The organism is Imperialibacter roseus (genome assembly GCF_032999765.1).
GTDB lineage: Bacteria > Bacteroidota > Bacteroidia > Cytophagales > Cyclobacteriaceae > Imperialibacter > Imperialibacter roseus.
This window is the reverse complement of the sequence record NZ_CP136051.1, coordinates 2417983-2439182: the sequence shown is the minus strand read 5'-3', so window position 1 is coordinate 2439182 and position 21200 is coordinate 2417983. Positions and strand designations below refer to the sequence as shown.

The 21200-nt window shown below is 47.1% G+C and carries 12 protein-coding genes; 3 read left to right on the top strand and 9 right to left on the bottom strand.

The window, feature by feature from the left end; translation table 11 throughout:
* Positions 1-10: 10 nt before the first annotated feature.
* The 7 genes from RT717_RS10165 to RT717_RS10135 all read right to left on the bottom strand — a co-directional run bounded on the left by RT717_RS10165 (position 11) and on the right by RT717_RS10135 (position 15704).
* Positions 11-1123 (bottom strand): efflux RND transporter periplasmic adaptor subunit, encoded by a 1113-nt coding sequence (locus RT717_RS10165; protein ID WP_317491625.1) that lies wholly within the window; start codon positions 1121-1123, stop codon positions 11-13.
* Positions 1124-1145: 22 nt separating this feature from the next.
* The gene (locus tag RT717_RS10160; protein WP_317491624.1) at positions 1146-2501 is read right to left on the bottom strand and encodes a TolC family protein; all 1356 of its coding nucleotides are present in this window, start codon (positions 2499-2501) and stop codon (positions 1146-1148) included.
* Positions 2502-2556: 55 nt separating this feature from the next.
* Positions 2557-3174, bottom strand: a complete 618-nt coding sequence (locus RT717_RS10155; protein WP_317491623.1) for a TetR/AcrR family transcriptional regulator — start codon at positions 3172-3174, stop codon at positions 2557-2559.
* A gap of 156 nt (positions 3175-3330) precedes the next feature.
* On the bottom strand, positions 3331-7134 hold the full coding sequence (locus RT717_RS10150) for a PKD domain-containing protein (protein WP_317491622.1): 3804 nt from the start codon (positions 7132-7134) through the stop codon (positions 3331-3333).
* Positions 7135-7359: 225 nt separating this feature from the next.
* The gene (locus RT717_RS10145) at positions 7360-11751 is read right to left on the bottom strand and encodes an FG-GAP-like repeat-containing protein (RefSeq protein WP_317491621.1); all 4392 of its coding nucleotides are present in this window, start codon (positions 11749-11751) and stop codon (positions 7360-7362) included.
* A 188-nt stretch (positions 11752-11939) separates the two neighbouring features.
* The gene (locus RT717_RS10140; protein WP_317491620.1) at positions 11940-14711 is read right to left on the bottom strand and encodes an ATP-binding protein; all 2772 of its coding nucleotides are present in this window, start codon (positions 14709-14711) and stop codon (positions 11940-11942) included.
* 123 nt (positions 14712-14834) lie between these two features.
* Positions 14835-15704: a hypothetical protein gene (locus RT717_RS10135; RefSeq protein WP_317491619.1), complete on the bottom strand. Its 870-nt coding sequence runs from the start codon at positions 15702-15704 to the stop codon at positions 14835-14837.
* A gap of 69 nt (positions 15705-15773) precedes the next feature.
* Here RT717_RS10135 and RT717_RS10130 point away from each other — a divergent pair, with 69 nt between their 5' ends.
* Genes RT717_RS10130 through RT717_RS10120 form a run of 3 tightly spaced genes read left to right on the top strand, consistent with a single transcriptional unit; the run spans position 15774 to position 18863 of the window.
* Entirely contained in the window at positions 15774-17561 is a 1788-nt protein-coding gene (locus RT717_RS10130) for a hypothetical protein (RefSeq protein WP_317491618.1), read from the top strand.
* A 58-nt stretch (positions 17562-17619) separates the two neighbouring features.
* Positions 17620-18453, top strand: coding sequence for a hypothetical protein (locus tag RT717_RS10125; RefSeq protein WP_317491617.1), 834 nt, complete (start codon positions 17620-17622; stop codon positions 18451-18453).
* A complete protein-coding gene (locus RT717_RS10120; protein WP_317491616.1) occupies positions 18450-18863 on the top strand; it encodes a hypothetical protein in 414 nt (137 codons plus the stop codon). Before RT717_RS10125 ends, RT717_RS10120 begins: the two co-directional genes overlap by 4 nt.
* Positions 18864-18867: 4 nt before the next feature.
* On the opposite strand, the gene RT717_RS10115 is transcribed toward RT717_RS10120, so the two are convergent.
* Both RT717_RS10115 and RT717_RS10110 read right to left on the bottom strand, forming a co-directional pair.
* On the bottom strand, positions 18868-19338 hold the full coding sequence (locus tag RT717_RS10115) for a hypothetical protein (RefSeq protein ID WP_317491615.1): 471 nt from the start codon (positions 19336-19338) through the stop codon (positions 18868-18870).
* A gap of 98 nt (positions 19339-19436) precedes the next feature.
* Positions 19437-21182 (bottom strand): histone deacetylase family protein, encoded by a 1746-nt coding sequence (locus RT717_RS10110; RefSeq protein WP_317491614.1) that lies wholly within the window; start codon positions 21180-21182, stop codon positions 19437-19439.
* Positions 21183-21200: the final 18 nt, after the last annotated feature.

The window sequence follows — 21200 nt, the reverse complement described above, 5'->3', positions numbered from 1 at the left end:
GTTGAATTATTTACTTCGCTGTGGCAACTGTGATGGCGGCTCCCTCTCTAAGATTCTGCACACCCTCTACCGCAATTACCTCACCTTGCTTCAAACCATCGGCAACGATAACGTTGCTGCCAATTTGTTTCCCCAGTTTCACCCGCCTTTGCGACACCTTGCTACCGTCGGACACATAGACAAAGAATTCGCCCAGCTGCTCTGTAACGGCTTTGAAAGGTATGGTGATGGATTTGCCGGACACGTTCGACAACACTTGCAGGCTGCCACTCATGCCCGGGCGCAACATGTGCTCAGGATTTGGCAGTTCCACCCGAATTTTGATGGTGCCCGTTTGCGGATCTACCGCCCTGTCGATAAAGCTTAGCTTTCCAAAATGCGGGTACAAAGACTTGTCAAGCACCAGTCTGAAAGCGGAATCGGCTGCGTTATCACTGCCTTTCGCCAATATCTGGCTAAAGCCACTGATTTTGCTTTGATCTATAACTACATCCACTGCCATGGGATCATCGGAAGAAATAGTGTTAAGCAGCGTTTGGCCAGGCGTTACCGACGCACCAAGCTTCACTGCTGAAATGCCAATGGTTCCGTCAAATGGCGCCACAATCGTTGAGTAGCGCACATTGGTTTGCACGCTGTTTACAGTGGCTTTCGCTGCTTCTACAAGTTGCTTGGCTGAAGTGTAGGCCGATTCAGCATAATCTACCTGCTGCTTGGCAATCGCATCGTCTTTTTCAAGCTCTTTGTATCTTTCAAAATCCTTTTTTGCTTTGTCGAGATTGGCCTCCTGCACAGCCAGGTTCGCCAGCGCCTGGCTATACGCCGCCTGCGACTGCTGCTGATCGATGGTGTAGAGCTTCTGCCCTTTTTTTACTTTGTCACCTTCTTTAAAGAAGATTCCTGTGATATAACCACTCACCTGTGGACGAAGCTCAACTTCCTGCAAAGCCTTCACAGTAGCCGGGTATTCTTCATAAAAAGGTGCGATTGTGTAGTTGACCTCTTCCACGGTGACTGCTACCGGGCCCCGTGCTGGCCCTCCCTGTTGATTGTTACTTCCGCATCCTGCGGCGATTAGCAGTAAGCCAAAGACAAAAAAGATGTAAATTTTATTCACTGACATGTATGGTTGAGTAATTAAAGAATTAATAATTGATTTGGCCCAGGGCTTTCAGCACATCCATTTTGCTGGCAAGCACCATGTACAGGGCATTGTAATAATTGATACGGGTTGTTCTCAGGTCACTCTCTGCGATCGTGACTTCAAGGTAGGTTTTTACACCACTTTGATATTGAAGCTGAATGATGTCATAGACTTCCTCAGCAAGTTCAACATTGTCCTTTTGTGCCTGATAGAGTGCCAGATTGCTTTTGTAGGACGCCAGTGCCCTGGTGTACTCAGTATTGATATTACTCTTCAGGTTTTTCAGTCCAAGGTCTAATCGACTGTTCGACAAATTAGCCTCCTGAATTTTCACTAACCTCTTACCTCCTTGTAAGATTGGCAGCGCCAGCGAAGCCCCAACAAAAGAAAATGGATACTTTGTGTTGTACAAATCGCTGAAGTTATTGTTTTGATAGTTAAGATTATAGTTACCAAACAGGCTAACAGAAGGCAAAAAAGCCCATTTGCTGTACTTCACGTTGGCGTCCTGAAGGTTTTTCTGTGACTGCATAATCTTAAAATCGATATGATCAGCGTAGTTCACCTCCTGGGTTGTATCGAGAGCTATTTCCTGTTCCATCAAAAGCGGATCATATTGCACCGGAAGGTTCTGATCAAGCGGATAGCCCATCAGCGTTTTCAGGTACTCTTGCTTGTACTTAAGCAGCTCCTGATTCGTCTTCAAAGAAGCTTTGGCGTTGGTCAGCAAAATAGTGGCTCTTTTATAATCCGTTTTATCCGACACACCCGAATTATACCGGCTTTGGGCATCCTTCAGGCTGCGCTCCAGTCTAACGATCGATTCCTCGTTTACCTCAATCTGCTGCATCATGGCCAATGCGTCATAAAAAGCTTTGGTTACATTCACCACCACATCAATCTTACTGCGGCTGGTATTGAGGCCGGCCTGACTTCGCACCTGAGAAGCAGTGCTGCTAGCCAGAAGCACATCTCTGTTGAACACAGCCTGGGTAGCACTGAACTGCGCTGATGAGGTATTGTTAACCCCAAACCGAATCACGTTCCCTCCAATTACACTTGCTTGCAAGTCAATAAAACGTTGATAGTTATAGGTGAAATTGACTTGAGGATACCAGTCGGCCAGCTTCCCTTTGATGGCCTTGTCCGTAATTTCCTCGTCAATCTGGGCCTGCTGCACATTGGGCTGATGAGCCAGGGCATATTCCACCACCTTGTCAAGCGTGGCAACCTCCAGCGGGTCGCCACTCTGGCCCAGCGATAAAGTGGTATTCAATAAAACTAACACAAGTGTCAGCATCGACATCCTGATGGATGTTTTTTGAAACAAATGTGCTTTCCGTAGAAAAAGCTGCATACTCAAATTTGTTCTTAAAAGTTTATTAATAAGTTACTGGTTGAAGAAGAAGTCATTAGCTAACTGATGGCATTTCTTCGTTAAAAATTGTCATGTAGATGACCTGTTTTCGTTCAAGCAAAAATTCGTGGTAAGCCTCTTCCGTCATGCCGTGAATCGTTCTCAAAATAGGCTTAGCCAGCATTGGGTAGTTGCATAACGCAATAAGGTTAACCAAAAAATGTTCGGGTGTAACGGGTGCCAGCCTGCCTTGCTGGATTTCCTCGGCCAACTGATCACGAATCAAGTCACTTGATCGGGATTGGTTCCTGGCGCAGTAGGCTTCGGTTCTATCCTTGTTTCTCACCGTTTCGCTGATGATGAAGTTTTCAAGATATGGATACGTCATGTTGTAAGTAATGATCGCATCGATGTACCTGGCTATCTTTTCCCTAAATGGCAGGTCGAATGAAAGAATGCTTTTTACCCGTTCCCGCTTTTCTTCCATCGCTTCGTCCAGCAGAATACTCAGCATATGCTCCCTCGACCTGAAGTAGTAATGAATCAAAGCCCTGTTCACCCCAGCAGCGTCAGCAATTTCCTGGGTAGTCGTTTTGATCAGCCCTTTCTTAAAAAAAAGCTCTTTGGCCTTCTCTTTGATCACATGCTCAGTCTGTGCTTCTTCGATTTTCATGAACGAAAGCTCTTTACTTTTTTGTTTAACATTTTTGTTAACGCAAGCTTTAGCTTTTAGTTCAGAAAGCGCAAAAGAAAAATTCAAGAGGTTGCTAACAGTGATTCACGGCAGTAGAGTATAACAGGGCAGCGCCTTTACCGCCCACCTTCAGTATTACCTGACAAGGTGAAGGTAGCCCTTCATCTTTTTTTCAGGCCGCAGCTCGTTGGCAAGTTGATAGAAGTAAACACCGGCAGCCAGTTCTCCTCCCTCCCAGTCATTTGCGTATCTTTCCATGCGAAAGACCTGGGTGCCCGACCGGGAGTATATTTCAAGTGTCCATAAGCCGTTTTCCACGCCAGGCAGGTAAAGAGAATTATTGAAACTGTCGTTGTTTGGAGAAAATGCATTGGGGAGATCGGTGACTTCCTCTTGCACAAAAAACGAATGGACAACAGCAGAGCCGCATCCCACGGTGTCTTTTGTAAAAAGCGTCACATCGTTGTCTCCATAGTTTTCGAAGGAAACGGCCACTTCATTCCCCTCCCACTCTATGCCGTCTACTAGCCAGAAGTACGCCAGACTATCTGAATCCTCCGTTACAGAGACGACCACTTCCTCATGGGTAAAAGGGTACATTTCACTGATTGTAAAGTCAGACTCGGGCCCGGGTGCCACGGCGATGGCAGGTGACACCTGATAGGGCACAGTGCAGCCTTGTGAATTGATGAAGACCAGGTTTAAAAAATAGTTCCCAGCTTCATCGTATGCTCTGTTTATAGAGTTACTTTGTGTATCCACCACGTCACCATCACCAAAATCCCATCTATAAGTCGATGTGTTGGTGCCATGCGCTTCAAACAGTATATCAAAACCTTCGCAAGTGCTCAAACTATCAAAGTCAAGTGAACCATAGGGGCCGCCTACACTGACGATGGTGTCTTTTGTAACGGTGCTCATGCAGCCATACTCATCAACTACAGAAAGTGACACTGAGTAGTCGCCCGGAATGAGATAAGTCACCACCGGCTGGGCCAGTGCCGATGTTTGCCCATCGCCGAAATCCCACTGGTAAGAGGCAATGCCCTCGCCCGACTTATCCTGAAAGGTAGTGATCAGCGGTGGGCATTCGGTAAAAGTATTGACAGCCTCGAACTTAGCCTGCGGCTGCGCAACAATGACTTCTTTGATCGCTGGTTCTTTGCTCAGGCATCCATCAACGTCCTGCGCAAGAAGCTTGATGGTGTAACTGCCCGGCGTGTTGTAAGAAACAACCGGCCCCAGCTCAGTGGATGTGCTGCCATCTCCGAGTTCCCAGCTATAGCTGACGGCGTTCATCGATATGTTTTCTAACGTCAACGTATCATTCACGCAATACGCATCGGCTTCCGTCATGAACCTGGGAACAGGCTTAACAAACGAAATAACGTTTTCTCTGAATATTGAGCACGTGCCTTCAGTATTTGTCAGTGTCAGCCCGATATTGTAGTTCATCTCGCCGTAATAGGCATGTACGGGGTTTTGCGATGTGGACGAGCCGCCATCCCCAAAATCCCATTCCCAGGCGACTATGCCGGGGGATCCTCTGGAGAAGTCTTTGAAGTTAACTACGAGAGAGTCACATTTATTATTTGTAATAAAACTAAATGCGCCATCGATGTCCAATACCCTGATGACATCCTCTTTTTTTATGGTCGATGTACACTCGTCGGGATCAGTAACAGTCAACTCTGCTCCAAAATACCCGGCATCATAATAGGTTTGCATCGGGTTGGTGACATCCGACCTGGTGCCATCAGGAAACGTCCAGACCCAATGCTCGGCATCGATTGATGCATCATTAAATTGAACAGGAATACCTTTGCAAATCGTGGTGTCGGTGGTGGAAAAGTCGGCCCGAACGTTGTAAATGCTTACTCCCTGCTCGACCGATACCACGCAGGACGTTTCATTGTTGAATGCGGTAGCTTTCAATGTATAAGTGCCCCGGCCTGGATAGGTGTGCGATGGAGCTATTTCGTTGCTCTTAGTGCCGTCACCAAATTCCCATGTGATGCCATCGTAGTCACTTGAAAAGTTGCTGATACTGATCATGTTAGGATCGTTGCAGCTTTTCGAAAAGTCAAAATCAACAAAAGGGTTCAATACCTCTATTAGCTCTGTTTTAACAATCTCGTCTTCACAACCGGCATTTTTTGCTTTTAGCTTCACCGTGTACAACCCCGGTCGTTCATAACTATGTATCGGGTTCTCTTCAATAGTCCCTGTACTATCACCAAAGTCCCAGCAATAAAAAGTAGCATTCAGGGACTCGCTTGTGAAGTTGATCGGTTCCCAGGCGCAAACAACTTGCTTGCTGACAGTGAAGGCCGCTGTAGGCACTGTGGATGACACCACCACGGCCACTTCTTTCCGGCTCGTGCAACCAGATGCGCTTGTCGCCAGTAACACAACCTCGTAGTTTCCGGGCTGATCGAAAACATGTGTAGGGTTGGCTTCGGTGGTCGACGTATTGTCGCCAAAAGTCCAGAGTAGGGAGTAGCTTTCACTTGCCTCTGTTGCAGAAGTAAACGGAAGCGTGAACGGTGCGCAGCCCGACAGCGAAATTTCGCTACAGCTTTGCTGGTCTTCGGGAAGAATCTTTGTATTGACGATATGAACCACCTCAACTTCCTGACTTAGCAATGCTTCACAGCCCGCACTGCTATAGCTGGTCAAAGTTACCTGGTACAACCCCGGAGCGGCGTAAGCATGAATGGGCGACTCATCTTCCGATGTCATTCCATCACCAAAGTTCCAACTCCATCGGGTGCTGTTGGTCGAGCTATTCGAAAACTGAATTTGAAGTGAGCACTTTTGCTGGGCGGTAAACGACGGTGCTGCGTCTGCCCCCACGATGATCTCTTTCACTGTTTTTGCTTCACAAGCCTGCCCTTGTAGCTGGGCCGTGAGCACTACCTGATATTTGCCCGGCTCGCTGAAGGTGGTGACCGGAGAAGCCGCATCGGACGTCTTCCCGTTTCCAAAATCCCAGTGCCGGGAAAGTATCGTCTTGTCAGATGTTTCTATGAAGTAAACCTGGTTGCCAACACAAGTCTGAGAAGCAGACGCTGTGAAAGAGATCCCAGTACCGCTGCCGATTACAACTGAAAGCTCCTGACTATCCTGGCAGCCTTTTTCGTCAGTTGCTGTCATTGTCACCTTATAATCGCCTGCGGTTGAGTAGGTATGGGGCGGGTTTTGGGCTGTGCTGGTGCTGCCATCGCCAAAGTCCCATTTGTAACCGATGTTCTGACCTGTGCCGGCCGCACCTGTGCCGGTCACACCTGAGCCGGTCACAGCCGCACTAAAGCTCACTTGTGCTGGCGTTTCACACAAAACGGTCTTATCAGCTCCGATGGTTGCCTTAATCCCGAATGCTTTGATGATAGCACTTTTTGAAACAGTGCTTTCGCAGCCAAACTGGTCTTTTGCCACAAGTGTAACAGAGTAGTCGCCCTGGCTTTGGTAAGTGTTCGTAGGTGCTTCCTCGTTGCTGGAGCTCCCATCTCCAAAAACCCACTCGAAAGACTGCAGGGTGTTCCCTGCTGTGAGGCTCTCAGCAACGAAAGACACTGGCAACGGGCTGCACCCTTCCACAGGGGAAAACGAAAAATCAATGGAAGGCTTGTCATGTACCACAATGTCCATCGTTTTAGTCCCCAACGTAGCGGCGCCGGATTTGGCCACCAATGTCACCTGAAATGTGCCAGCGCCGGTATATACTGCGCTGGGATTTTGAAGCACAGAGCTGTTACCATTGCCAAAAGTCCACTGATAGTCTGTGATGGGGCTTGCAGTGGATATGTCAGTAAAATTGACTGTCAGCGGAACACAACCTTCCGAAAAATCGATTGAAAAATCGACGCTTTGCGCAAGGCAGGACAAAGGGGCCAAACAAAGGGAAAACAGCAGATACTTCATGAATGAACGCCTCATTCAAATATATAGGAAAAATACACAACTGATTGAAGCCAAAAAAATAACCTTACTTGCAAAGACTGGTAGTCAAAAGTATGGCAGATGGCACGTTTTAGCAAACAAGAATGTACTAAATGATCTCAGTGTATAGCTTTAGATGAAAGAGAGACCTCATTTTCTTTAGACCAAAAGTGTTATTTATGCTTGAATTAACCCATTCTTAACCAAAGAAGTGTTTCACACCTAGTGCTTGATAAATGAGGTTCTCAGTGAACTATCGCTGCTGTTGTATTTCTTGAATATAAGGTGGTATACACCTTTTGGTAAGCCCATAACAGACAGTTTGACCTCATCTTCGCCTGCCCTGACTGTTTGTTTAACGACAGGCATGCCGGTAAGGTCATACACGTACACCTCGCCATTATCAAAGCCACTGCCATTCGCAGACCTTAACATTATAAAATCTGTAGCCGGATTTGGATAAACGATAACGTCTGCTGCCAACGCATCCTTAGCTCCCAGCAATTCGTTGCAGGCGCCTTCTACGGTTAGTTCTACAGTTTGCGACGATGTGTTCCCATAAGCATCCATACCTGTGAATTCTATTGTCGTCGTCCCAAGGTCTTCACAGGTAAAAACTGTCCTGCTCAGCGTGTATTCGGCCGTTGAGCAGTTGTCATAACTCCCGTCATTTATTTCATCAACGGTAATTTCGGCTTGCCCAACCTCATCCAGTGTAACAGTAAGTGACTTGGTAAAAAGGTTTGGAGGTTGGTTGTCCGCTATAGTCATGGTTATCTCTTTCACGGTGGTGTTGCCACTTTTGTCAACGCCAACTAAATCTACCAAATGGTCGCCTAATTGTCCGCAGTCAATGAAATCAGAAGGCCAGTCCAGGTAGAGAGCGTCAAGCCCGCAGTTGTCGGTCGTCCCAAAGTCGATAGCTATATCAGCCACTGCTGATACCCCATCTCCATCGAGGTATACTGTTATGTCGTGTCCAGCGACCACTGGTGCGATGGTGTCCAACACCTGAACCTTCACCACAGCGGTAACTGTGTTGCCAGCGGGGTCTTTCCCCGTCACTGTCACTTCCTTTTCTCCAAGGTCCTCACATGCAAAATTTGTCCGGCTCAAACTAAGTGCAATGCCACAATTGTCGGTGCTCCCATTGTCAATATCAACAACAGACAGGGTGGCAGCGCCCTCATTCCCAAGGTATATGACAGCTTCCCGTACCTTCAAAACGGGAGGTGAGTCATCCACAATGGTGACAGTAAAGTCTATCGAGGAACTGTTGCCAGCCCCATCTGTTGTTGTAAAGGATATTACGTTTTGTCCAATGTTGTCACAGGAAAAGGCCGTTTGGCTTAGTGAAAAACTAACCTCCCCTCCTGCCGGGTCAATGCTTCCATTGTCAACCATGGAAGGGTCTATTGTTGTGGTGCCGCCTTCCGCCAGGGCTACCTCGATGTCTTTGGCCACAGCAACAGGTGCGATATCATCCTCCACGGTTATTTCAAATGCCTTTTTAATTTGTCCTCCGTGCCCATCGTCGGCCATTATCCTTACGGTATAGGTATCCGCTGGTAATGCCCTGGCATCCAGTGCCTGCAAGTTATTGTCAGCCACAGCAAATAGGTCGTTGTGTTCATCGCCCTCACCAGTGGCTAGCGAATAGGTATGCGCATTTGCTTCGTCGGGATCAACCACCGAAAAACTACCCACCAGGGCCTGTAAACCTGCAGATTGTATGAGATGAGCATTGTCAAGCAGTAAGTCGGCAGGCGCCTGATTGGAGAGGAGCTGGTTGAGATATAATTCAGAAATGACATTGCTGCCATTGAACCCTGTTATCAGATAGTCCAGGTCGAGGTCGCTATCAATATTGATCCATTGCACCTGGCCAAGGATTGCCCCCGGCAAATCCATCAGCAAATCGGAGAAAGCCTTGTCATTGTTTTCAAAAACACGGGTAGTAATGTTTTCCGACTCCACCAATGAGCCTGTGGCAATGATGTCGAAATCACCATCATGATCGTAGTCTGCCCAGTCTACGTAACTGGTTCCGAAGCCGAGAAAGAGCTCAGTTTCTACAAAGCTGTTGCCGTCATATTCGTAGATGTAGGTATGAGTGACCCAATCAGTATCAATGCCGTGAAGCAATAAGTCTAAGTCACCATCATTGTCATAATCACCCCACCGCAGGGAGCTAACACCTACGGGTGTGATGTCAGCCCCAATGTCGACGAATTGTCCACCATCATTTCTGTAAACCTTGCCGACAAATTCAAACCAGCCATCACCAGCCAAAGCCAGGTCCAGATCACCATCACCGTCATAGTCGCCCCACTCTACAATTCCATCCGACACCACGGCCAGAGTAGCCTCAATGTCGATATAGGTTCCCTCATCGTTTCGATAGATTTTTGAGTACTTTATACTGCTGGCGGTAGACCCTGTCAACACCACATCCAGGTCACCATCCTGGTCATAATCCGCCCAATCGACATAACTTGATCCGAGATCGCCTACGCTTACAAAGTCGCTGGCAGTCTTATTCCACCCTCCATTCTCGTAATGATAAACCTCTGTTTGGGGAACTCCGTCGACTGAGCCTGTCAGCAGGACGTCAGCATATCCATCAGCTGTTCTTTTGCCCCACCTCGCAGCACCGGCCAACAATATTGGCAAGCTGGCTTCGGTATCAACAAAAGTGCCCAGATCGTTTTGGTATATTCTTACCACCGGCTGACTTGATTCATCTGTTCCAACGATGAGCAAGTCCTGATCGCCATCGCCATCATAGTCCGCCCAATCAGCGTCGGTGAAAGTCATCGCTTCGAGAACTTCGGAGGCAAGGTCATTGCGCACGAATGTCCAGGGAATGTCATCAATCACGTCAATGACCAAGCCTTGCTCAACGGCGGCCTCATCCTGGTCTACTGCCTTTATGCGAATGCTGTAGGCTCCCGCTGAAAGGCTTCCGGGACTGTCGACAATCAGCATATTGCCTGCAATGCTGAACTGGCTATTGAAATCGTCACCTTCGCCGCTTGTAAGTGCGAATTCGTGCTCATTATCTGCATCAGGGTCATTGGCGGATAACGTCGCTACAAGCCCTCCATTTCCCACCGATCTGTTGACCGCAAGATTATCCAGTTGAATGAACGATGGCGCTTCGTTCAGGTCGTTTATTTCTATCGCCAGCAATTGGCTGTGCGTGATTTCACCATCAATAGAGGCCTCAACCGTTATTAAGTAGCTACTTTGTGACTCATAGTCAAAAATCAGTTTAGACAGAAGTTGGCTTCCCTCCACAACGAAAGATGTGTTGTCCGCCACATCGGCTGCCAAGCTATAGGAATAGTCTCCTGCCGGAACGGTAGTCAATTCACCAATGACAGTGCCTACCGGCATGTTTTCATTGATTGTGACCAGGTCGATTGACGTTTCTGGCAATAGCATGTTGGTATAAACCTTTCTGACCGGCAGGTCGTCATAAATGTATTGTTGCCCAATGAGAACAAAATCAAGATCGGTATCGCCGTCATAGTCGCCCCATTGCGCATTTCCAAAAATGGTTGACGGAAGTAGCGCTTCCACGTCAGCAAAAGTCCCGTCACCATTGCTTTGGTATATTTTGCTGATGGCTTCCCCTTCCAGGTAGTTTGTCAGTCCTGTCACAATAAGGTCGTCATCACCATCATCGTCGTAATCACCCCAATCAGAGGATCCATACATCACGTCGCTAATCCCGGCGCTTAGGGCCGTGAAGGCTCCATCATCATTCCGATAGATGAAAGATTTGGGCACCCCTGTCGGGTGGGTGGCGAGGCTATTGGCAGAACCTGTCAGAATAATATCCAGGTCGCTGTCTCCATCAAAATCGCCTGCACTGGCTGAGCTGTACATAACACCGGAGAGCCCGGCGCCGGAGTCTTCAAACGCACCATCCACTCTTTTGAAAATGCTACTTTGCGTTTTGAATGCCGTTCGATTGAAACCTGTAACCAACAGTTCCAGGTCTCCTGATTCATCAAAATTCGCCCAGGTTACTGTGCCTTCTTCCGCTTCAGGCAGTGCAGCATTAATGTCCGTAAAAACACCACTATTGTTCTCATAAATAATGGCTTTGATTTTGCCGTCTTTTGTGGCGATCACCGCCAGGTCGAGGTCATCATCGCCGTCAAAATCGCCCCAACTTCCAAAATGGGAAAGCGAGGTCGGTAAGCCCGCCTCGTTGGTTACATCTGTAAAAATACCCTCCTCATTTTCATACAGCTTCAGTAAATAATCGTCGGAAAATGACCTGGAACGAGTAACCAGTAAGTCGAGGTCATCATCTCCATCGTAATCCCCCCATTTAATATTGCCACCGTTGGTGCTAAAGATACCAGGGTTTGAGAGTGTAAAAGTGCCGCCCTCATTGATATATAACTCCACGAAAAGAAAACCAAAGGAGCCAATGACCAAATCCAGATCGCCATCATTGTCGTAGTCGCCCCAGTCACTCACTCCACCGGCTGAGGTCTCGTTGATGACGATGCTATTGACTGCGTCTTCATTAAACTGAGCCCAGGTTGGCCTTACAACAGCGAGTACCAAAAGGGCGAAGATCATTCTGACTTTCATAGAGCTGAATTTGGATGCGTTTTAATTCAGTCTCAAAGCTCAGTATTAGCATTTTCTTCAGCTTAAGGTTTTGATGCAAATGCTTAAGGTTTTGAAGCGAAGAAGGATATTTCCAGAATAAGCAGGGTTTTTTCGAAACAAAAATTGCCTTACTGACAGGAATGAAGAAAGGAGTACGAATTGATTCTCTAATCAGCTTTATTGCGTTGGACCTGTCCCGGCACTATGCCAAATTCATCTTTGAACACGGCATTGAAGTAGTTGGGGCTGGAAAAGCCGGTCATATAGGCAATTTCAGCTATTGAGCCAGCGTTCTTCTCCAATAGCTCATAGGCTTGTTGCAGCCTGAAACTTCTTATTAACTTATTGGGTGTTTGGCCAATCAAGGCCTGTAGTTTGCGGTTGAGCTGGCTTTTGCTCATGCCCACCTCCCTGCTGAGTTCTTCTACTGAAAAGCCTTCATCAGCCAGGTGGGTGTTAACCGCTGCAATCACCTTTTCCAGGAAAACCTTGTCGATGGATGAGACCGCAATCTCCTGGGGCTTCAGCATCGTTTGCTGACTGTATTTATGCATGAGCTGCCGCCTGCTCTCCAGCAGGTTCCTAAGCCTCACAATGAGCTCCTTCTGATCAAACGGCTTGGTCAGGTAGTCGTCGGCCGCCGTCTCCAGCCCCTTTATTTTACTTTCCTTGTCGGCTTTGGCGGTCAGCATCACAATGGGAATGTGACTGGTTTTCTCGTTTTGTTTCAATTGCGCACACACCTCAAACCCGTCAACACCAGGCATCATCAAATCGCAGATGATTCCATCAGGCGTTTGCTCAATGGCTGTTGCGATGCCTGAGGTTCCATTGGAGGCAGATAACACTTCAAAATCGTGGCTTAAGACATCTGCAATAAGCTGGCGCACCTCATCATTGTCTTCAATCACCAGTATTCTGGGAGTTTCCCCATTTTCGGTTACGCCTGCCATCTCTTCGGAAGCAGTGGTAGCACCGCCAATTGTGGAGCTGCCCTCGGTTTCGTCTTTCTCCAGGGGCAAGAGAAGCCTAAAGCAGGTTCGAACCCCCGGCTCACTCTCTACAGTAATCTCACCATTCAGCTGATCTACCAGCGCCTTTACCAAACTAAGCCCAATACCTGAGCTTGCCTGCTTGTCACTCTCTGTATGATAGAACCTGTCGAAAATGAAAGACAATTGATCTTGTGGTATGCCAATACCAGTATCTTCAACATCGATCCTTGCTTTTGTGCCTTCCAAAGAAAGCGTCAGGGCAATAGTTCCTCCGCCCGGCGTAAACTTGAATGCGTTGGACAACAGGTTCAATACGATCTTTTCAAGCGCATCAGGATCAATCCAGCCTGAAATCTGATCGCTGGCCCTTAGCAAGAGCTTGATACTGTTTGACTTCGCTTCCAGTTGAAAGCTCTCAGCCGTTTCGATAATGAATTTGCTGACGTCGACATACTCTTTCACCAGCATTTGGTGCCCGGCATCAAGCTTTGCCAACTCCAGAATCTGGTTGACCAGCTTTAACAAACGGCTGGCGTTGTTTTGGATAGTTTGCAAATACTTTCTGGGGCGGCTATCGTGAACAGCTAGTAAGAGCTCCCGCACGGGCCCAAAAATCATGGTAAGCGGGGTGCGGAACTCATGAGAGATATTGGCGAAAAACCTTGATTTGGCTTCATCCAGTTGCTTCAGTTCTCTGGCCTGTATTTCGATCTCCCGTTTTTGTGAAGCAGTTTCAAGCTGTAGCGCCCTTGCGGAACTAAAGGCTTTACCAATCTTCTCAGCAAAGGCAAAGGACATGACAAAAAAAGTGGCCGTAAACAGCACGCTGATGGCGTTAGGCCTGGTAAGAATCAGGTTATAATGATAAGCCGACAGAATCACGATCGCCAACGTGCAGAGAGCCAAGCCTAAAAAAATAGACAAGGAGCCTCCCCTTTTCCGTACTCGTGCCACCAAAGTGATGTAAAATCCATAAATGATATACACCAGAGCAACAACACTGAACGGAACCAGGGTTAGCGTATAAATGCTCATGGGCAATACCAATGCTGAAAGGCACAGAGGAACAGCAATAATGAGAGCAATCCTTGAAACAATTTTATGAAAATCCTCCTTGAACAGTTCGCACAGAAAAAGTGTGTAAAACAGCCACGCCAGATACATGGTCAGGTAGGTGATTTTCAGCTTGAATCTGGATGGAACCCCAGGAAAGACTGTACCGAACACATACTGGCCATAGTTGCTGATATACAAGGCGTACATAATAACAAACAGACCGTAGAACAGGAATGATTTGTCTTCACCCAAATAGAAAAACAGGCCAACGAAGAAACATCCGACAAGAAACACCCCCCCAATATTGAACGTTTCGATGATGAGGTTGAGGTCTCTTTCGTGTGGAAGCACATCGGGGTCGCCGATAATGATCGGTTTAAAAAAGCCACCATTGGAGTGATCAAAATTGGCCACCTGAACCACTATTTCATTTTCGCCCTCATGCAGCATCACGGTTTTCATGCTGACCGTCCAGTCGGGAACATAGGTGTCTTTGGAATCGGACACCACGCCATCGCTGCTGATCAGTTCCCCGTTGAGAAAAAGTGCATACGACAAATTGAAGCCGGGTATTTCCACGGCGACCCTGTAGTCCTGCGTCGACTCAACAACCAGCCGGTAGGTAGCATAGCCAAACGCTGGTAGCTGCTCCTTTAGCTCTGGGTGGGTATTCCAATAGGATACTTGTTTAACGTAGCGAGCTTCCGTGGCGACAAATGCCTCGTCTCCTGGCGGCAGAAGTTGCTTCCAATAGAAAGCCCATTCACCGTCCAAAGCCAACCTTTCCTCTCCGGCATATGTTAGGACGCCCTTCACTGCCTGCCCATAGCTACCGAGTGGAATGTGCAGCGTCAAAAAGATAAAAAAACCGAAAAGTCCTCTTTTCATGAAAAAAAATAGCGAGCTGATTGATTGGTCAATATAGGGCGTTCAAATTGTTTGGCATAGTATTAAACCAAATACAAATATGATAGCCTCTCACCCTTGACCAATTCCGGAGAAACCAAACGGCTACTCTCGTTCACGAAAACGCCAGTTTTTTCTCCTCAGGAAATGCCTTTCAATCTTCCTGTACACATCTCTACTCGAGAGAGAGGAGGCGAGGCGATAAAAATCCGCTGTTTCTCTGGTAAAGGTATCGAAGTTGTACTCATAGTACAGCGCCATAGCAACCGCCTCTACCGCATTGGACACGATACAGGGGTTTACCCGGCTCATGAAAACTGTTGGGTAGTTCTGAACAACGTGAAAAGTCAAACCTGATTCAAAACTCGTACCACCCTGGTTTAGTGCGCTAACTTTGAATGCAAATGCGCCGCCAGTCGACATTGCCTCAAAAAGGTTGGGCAGGGTATCGAGCGAAAGCTGAAGCATGGTGCTGGTAACGGTGTCTACAGGAACCGTCATTTCATCAAAAATATCACTAACAGACAGGGCATAACTCTCACCATCACCCTGATCGTAACCAACCAGCCGCCAGTTGAAGCATGGTTTTTCTCCTGGCATATGCCGCCACTTGTCGGGCCATAGAAATTCCAGGTATTGCATATCGTGCTCTACTGCCCCACCCCGGGCTAATCGATCCTCAAGATGCAGCTTTCTCAGTGGCGGCCTCTCCAACGACTCATCCAGCCATATCCCTTGAAATGAAGGAATAATAAAGGTTGTGTCTCCGTGCAACTCAATACCATGATAGTAATTGCTGATTAGGGCCAGGTAACCATCCTTTGCAACAAACACGGTGTCTCCCTGCTGCAATTCATCAAATGGTTCAAGATTCCGTCCATTGAAAACGGCACCATCTGAATCGAGCACATTAAATACTACCGGATGCTGACCAATCGCATCTGAACGGCTTCCAATCATCAATACGGCAGTCATTATAATACAATATAACTTGCTCATTCTGAATTCATTGCTGATCTTTAAACTTAGTGAATATTTTAATGTATGTGCCTAGTTTCTGACGAAATGAAAAAGCCCTGGCTGTTTTTAGCGCTCTTTGCTGGTTATTCTAATCACTCGATGAAAGCACAGACTTCAACACTCCTTCTCGACTACAACGGAAAAAACTACACCCTCGCCAAAGCAAACGGAAAATACGAGTTGACTGGCGACGATGGAAGGATTGCCGGTGGCTATAACCTGGTGCTGCCAGCGCTACAGCCTGAGTTCTCATTTATCGTGAAGAATGGCCTGATTGGGCTTTTCGACAATGTGGCCCAAAAAGAAGTCATCTTCGCAAGAGATTATCCTGCGCTGGAACTCTATCCACTGAACGAATCGGAATACTGCCTGTATTTTTTAACGAATACCGGCTACGGCCTTCAAATGAAGGAGTCCTTCGTATTGACTAGAAATGCAGATAACACAATTACCATTAACTCACCGGCCACAGAAGACCCCTCCGTTCCTGAAATCGGGTTTTACCGAAATGGAATTGAAAAAATAGACGATACCCATTACACTCACCACTTTAGTCACGTTTCATGGGGAAAAGACTACGGGCCACAATGGGGAGAACACGAGGTCAAGTTTAAGCTGGAACATGGCATCCAAAAGTCCGGCGTATTTTCAACCACAGAGAACAAATTTGTAGTACCCAATTCTTTCGCAGAAATTGAGGTTCCCAGGTTTGATATTGAAAATCCTTTGTCGGCGCAATATATTCGGGTGGCCCAGGTCACAGGAACAGATGACCTCGAAGGAGACTGGTCGTTAAGTGGTGATGAATTAAAAGATCCTGTTGAAAGGTTCCGATACGGCTTCTACAGCCCATCCTACAATTTAGTTATTTATCCCCAGCCCGCTCAGCTATATCCAATCATTAATGGTGGTTTTTACAAAACCAGAGGCAGCGACAATGAGCCATTGGAATTATATCAAGCGGATGGACAAGAGCTTTTAACAGTTGAAAATTTTACTTATAACGTCACTACCATTATTCAGGCATCAGAAAAGGTATATGTCGGTACAATGGGAGATCAGATGAACATGGAAGAGATGCAGGTGTATCACTACTTTGTGTACAACAAGGACGGCAAGCTGGAAAAGGAAGTTGACTTCAGGTTTCACGACCGATTACGGAATAGTCTTGTTCTGGCTGCTGTGTGCAAAAGTCCTGAGAGCTACGATCTGTCGTACGGTGTTTTTGATTTGGAAAATGCCGTCTTTGCGGTGCCACCAAAATACGAACAGATAACAATCTGGTATTTCGAAGACGGTATTATGGACTGCCCTACCGGGGGTTGTCATTTTTATTTCACCTGTTCAACTGAAAGTGGCACAGTGTTTCTCGACCAGGCATTCAATGAGTTTGAGCCGACATTTCCGGTAAAGGCGAACTTCTATTCCCTGGCAGAAGAAAACAACGATGAGCCATGGGGCGAATTTGCCCCCTATGAATTGACCCTTGCAGATAAAGAAGATTCGCAAGTAGCTACATTTGCCAATTCAAAGCTCTCAGTTAAATGGAAGGTGACCGGCCCGCTCCCAGCATCAGAAAAGAACTATTTCGGTATTGTTGCTGACAAGCATAAGCAACTGAATATTATTGCGGTATATGCAGATCCCTCCGATAGCCCCTTGTTCGGGTTGGCTTATGACAACGAGAGTTCATTCATCTTGCCTCCAGTGTTTAGTCGACTGTCGTTCGATGAGAAAAAACTCAAATTGGAGCTAGAGTTGAAGGGAGAAAAAGGGTCTATTTTACTGGAGCGATACTTTTATGATGAATAGATGGTTTATTATCTGCTGGTGGCTAGCTTCATTGATTTCCACGGAAAGTAATGCCCAGATGGTGCAGCTTGTTAAAAGCCTGGAAACACAAGCAGGATTGAGACAGCAGCTTGCTTCAGCGTTGAGTGACGATCAGAAAATGGCAGTGTTAGCCAAATTGCTGCCGGACGACTCGGTACAATTTCAGCGACCAGACTACAATCCGGATTTTCCCGAGCCACCAAGGTATTATCCATTGGATACTGCTAGCCTTTTCTTTTTTGACTTCGACGCCGATAATGACCTCGACCTGATTTATACCGGCGAATCTGGCCTGATGGGCAGAATGCGCACCAAATTCTTTGAGAATAAAGGCGGCCGCATCAATTTGATGATGCAAGTCGACGGAGCTCTGCTTGACATAGCAAAAGAAAAAGACAGTTACACCGTTTATACAGTTGAATACCCCTGCTGCGATTCATACACCACCCGTTTTTCAGTGTTTAAACAAGCCCGGCCGCCCGGGCTGAAAGAGCCTATTTCATCGATAGACCTCATAGGCAGTGGTTTTTACTTTAAGGCTATGCCAAACTTTGAACAGGGCACCACAGAAACGCTTGAAAGCGCCGTGCTGTATGCTTCACCTGACGATCTCAGGAACACTTCTGCCTACTTCGGGCAGCGGAGCAAAACTATCAGGGATTCTCTCAGAGCAGGTCATTTTCTTCCCTTCATTCATTTTGACGACCCGGTAAAAGTCAAAAAACTCGGGGAGCAAAAGTTAAATGAAGCGACTTGGATCCTCGTGATAACAGAAGCCCGGGCTGATTTACCCAGATCGTTATACGAAAGGTCTGCCAGTAAAAGTAGGCGGGTCATTGGTTGGATTCCTGCAATGAAGTTCAAAGAATGAAATACCCCGAACTTGAAAAGCTGGTCGAACTGAACAGGGAACATCAAATGAATGTAAAGCGTCTGTCGAATGGCGCTGAAGGCCTTCTTGAGGTGGAGTTTTTGGTTGACGCACATTCGTGGAGGCTCTATGTGGACGATGAGTACAGAGATTTCGATGAACAAAAGCCGCTAGTGTGCCTATTCCTGGTTCTTCGGTCACTGGAAGACTTTGCTGAGTCTACCGACTATCTTAACTGGTGCAATGTCTATCACCTGAATGCATCGGACATGAAATGGCTTACTTACTATCGGGATTTACCTGCCTCATACGCAGGGATAGAAAAGCAAATCGGCCCTATCAACTCCTTCATCTCAGATTTAGATTATCAGCTAAGATCAGGTGTGTTTTACGCACTTCTTCATCACTAAACCATCAGTTCATTTTCATAGTACCCTCGCTCATCAGCCAATGATCCCATTGCTCCATTCGTGGGATATATGAATAGTCCATACTCCAGTATCCATCCCTGTAGCCCAGTTCTAGCCCACTTTTTCCCAATTGTATATAAAGCCAGTCCTCGTCAACAGGGTGGTACTCGAAATTAAACGCATTGGGGCCTTCGTTGAGTGCGTCAGCAATGAATTGATATTCCTTATTCAACCTGTCCCGTTCCTCTTTAAACATTGGGTTGTGTAAGTGGTCGACATCCAGTTCAGTTCGATTCGTTCGCTGGAACAACTGCCACTGTCCCACATCACCGGAATGCTCCAAATTGCGGTAGTCGGCTGTGGGGCAAAGATGCTTCGGTAGTGCCTTCCTGCCGAACGTGTAGTAGAGCCACTGAACTACCGATGACGGTCGTTTGGGAAGATGGCCTGAGAACGAAACTTCAGGTTTGGTCATGCAAGCTTTGCTATATTTGCCAGTGAATATAAAAATTACTCAAAGAATTGACCAACCCTGCTTTTGCACCAAAACAACCCCTGTTACAACAAATACCGTTATTTAACCAAATAGCGCCCCTCCCACAGCCCCTGAAAGAACCTTCTGGCATTCACACCAAGCACCTTGTTCTTGTAGCCACCCTCCTGAATAACTAAAGTGGGCAGCTTGAGTGCGGCAATCATTTTGCCGTTTATCGCAAAGTCGTCTGGTGACAGCAACCAGGTGCCAGATGGATCGCCCTTGGCGATATCAAGGCCCAAAGCAATGACGAGATAATCTGGCTTGTACTTTTTTATGGCCTCAAGTGCTTTCTTCAACGCCTTATGATAAGCCAGTCCTTCTACACCCTTGGGCAAAGCGATATTGAGGTTAAACCCTTCTCCCTCTCCTTCACCAATTTCGTCAGTGAACCCGGTGAAGTTGGGATAGGCGTATTCCGGATCGCCATGAATTGAGACTGTAAAAACATCAGATCTATGATAGAATATGTCCTGCTGGCCATTACCATGGTGATAGTCAATATCGAGGATCACCACTTTTTTACCGTTTTTGCTCAGGTAATGCGCCGCCACTGCGTTGGAGTTCAGGTAGCAAAAGCCACCGAAATATTTCCGCTCGGCATGATGCCCGGGGGGCCTTACGAGGGCATAGGCCATAGGTTGGCCTCCCAAAACAACATCAGCTGCAGTGAGTGCACAGTTCACGGCACCTCTGGCAGCCTTGTAGGCATTGGCATTAAGTGGTGTAGAGGTGTCGATACAGTAGTAGCCTATTTGAAGCTCAATGTCCTTCGGAAGCCTGGCTGCGTTTCTGATAGGAAACACGTCACCATACATGGTGGTGGTTTCGCCGATCCACTCACAAATCTTCTTCAAAAACTTGAGGTACTGTTTTTCGTGTACTGCTTCAATATGGCTATCGGGGTACACTTTGGCGGGTGTATCCTTAAAAATTGAAGTCTTTTTCAATTCCTTCAGGATGGAAGTAACCCGCACAGGCGATTCCAGATAGCCTCGCTCCCGCACATGGTGAATCAAGTGCCCCTCATTTACCACCAGCGCTATTTGCTTATCGGCAGGGACAGACACCTTTGTAGACTCTACCGGTTCAGATTTAACATACCTGAAAGGTCGCAGCGCAATCGATCCTTTTATCGAGCGAAGCACCTGGCCAATATATCCATCAGAAACTTTCCCTTTTGCCTTACTTTCCAGGATACTTGAGACAACGCTCTTACAAAGCTGAGCTGACAAGTGATCCTTCTTGCCCAGCCCGTCGAAAATGAGATAAAAGTACGATTCGTCGTCACGGCGCAGGTCATAGCTAAACCCCTCAAGAGGGCGTGCTCCATATTTTTCATAAAATTTCAGTCTGGCCAGGTTTTGCCTGTACTCTGCTGCGTCAACAGCCCACTCCCGCTTGTCTGTCAGGCAATCGAAGAAAACCCCAATGGCCGAGATACTGTGTGCTTCGTCTCTCAGGCGCTCATAAAGGGCTCCGCCAATTCCCCCACTTATGCGGTGCTTATTGGTGGCGATAAAGTCGAGAAATATGAAGTTATCCTTCAGGAAATGAGAAGCGATGGCAACTCCCATAACCTGCTTGTCTCTGCCTTCAGCTATGATCACGATTGATCGGTAGGGTTTTACAGCGTGTTCTCCTGCATCTTGCAGCAACTCATCAGCTTCCTTTTCGCTCATGTAGGGAAACTGGGAGAGCAAAATGGCCCGGCACTCCTCAAGCGCAACGATGTTGTATTCTGTGGTGTGATCGTAAATTCGGCGAATGGAGTTAAGGCCCATACTTAAAAGCAGTTAGTT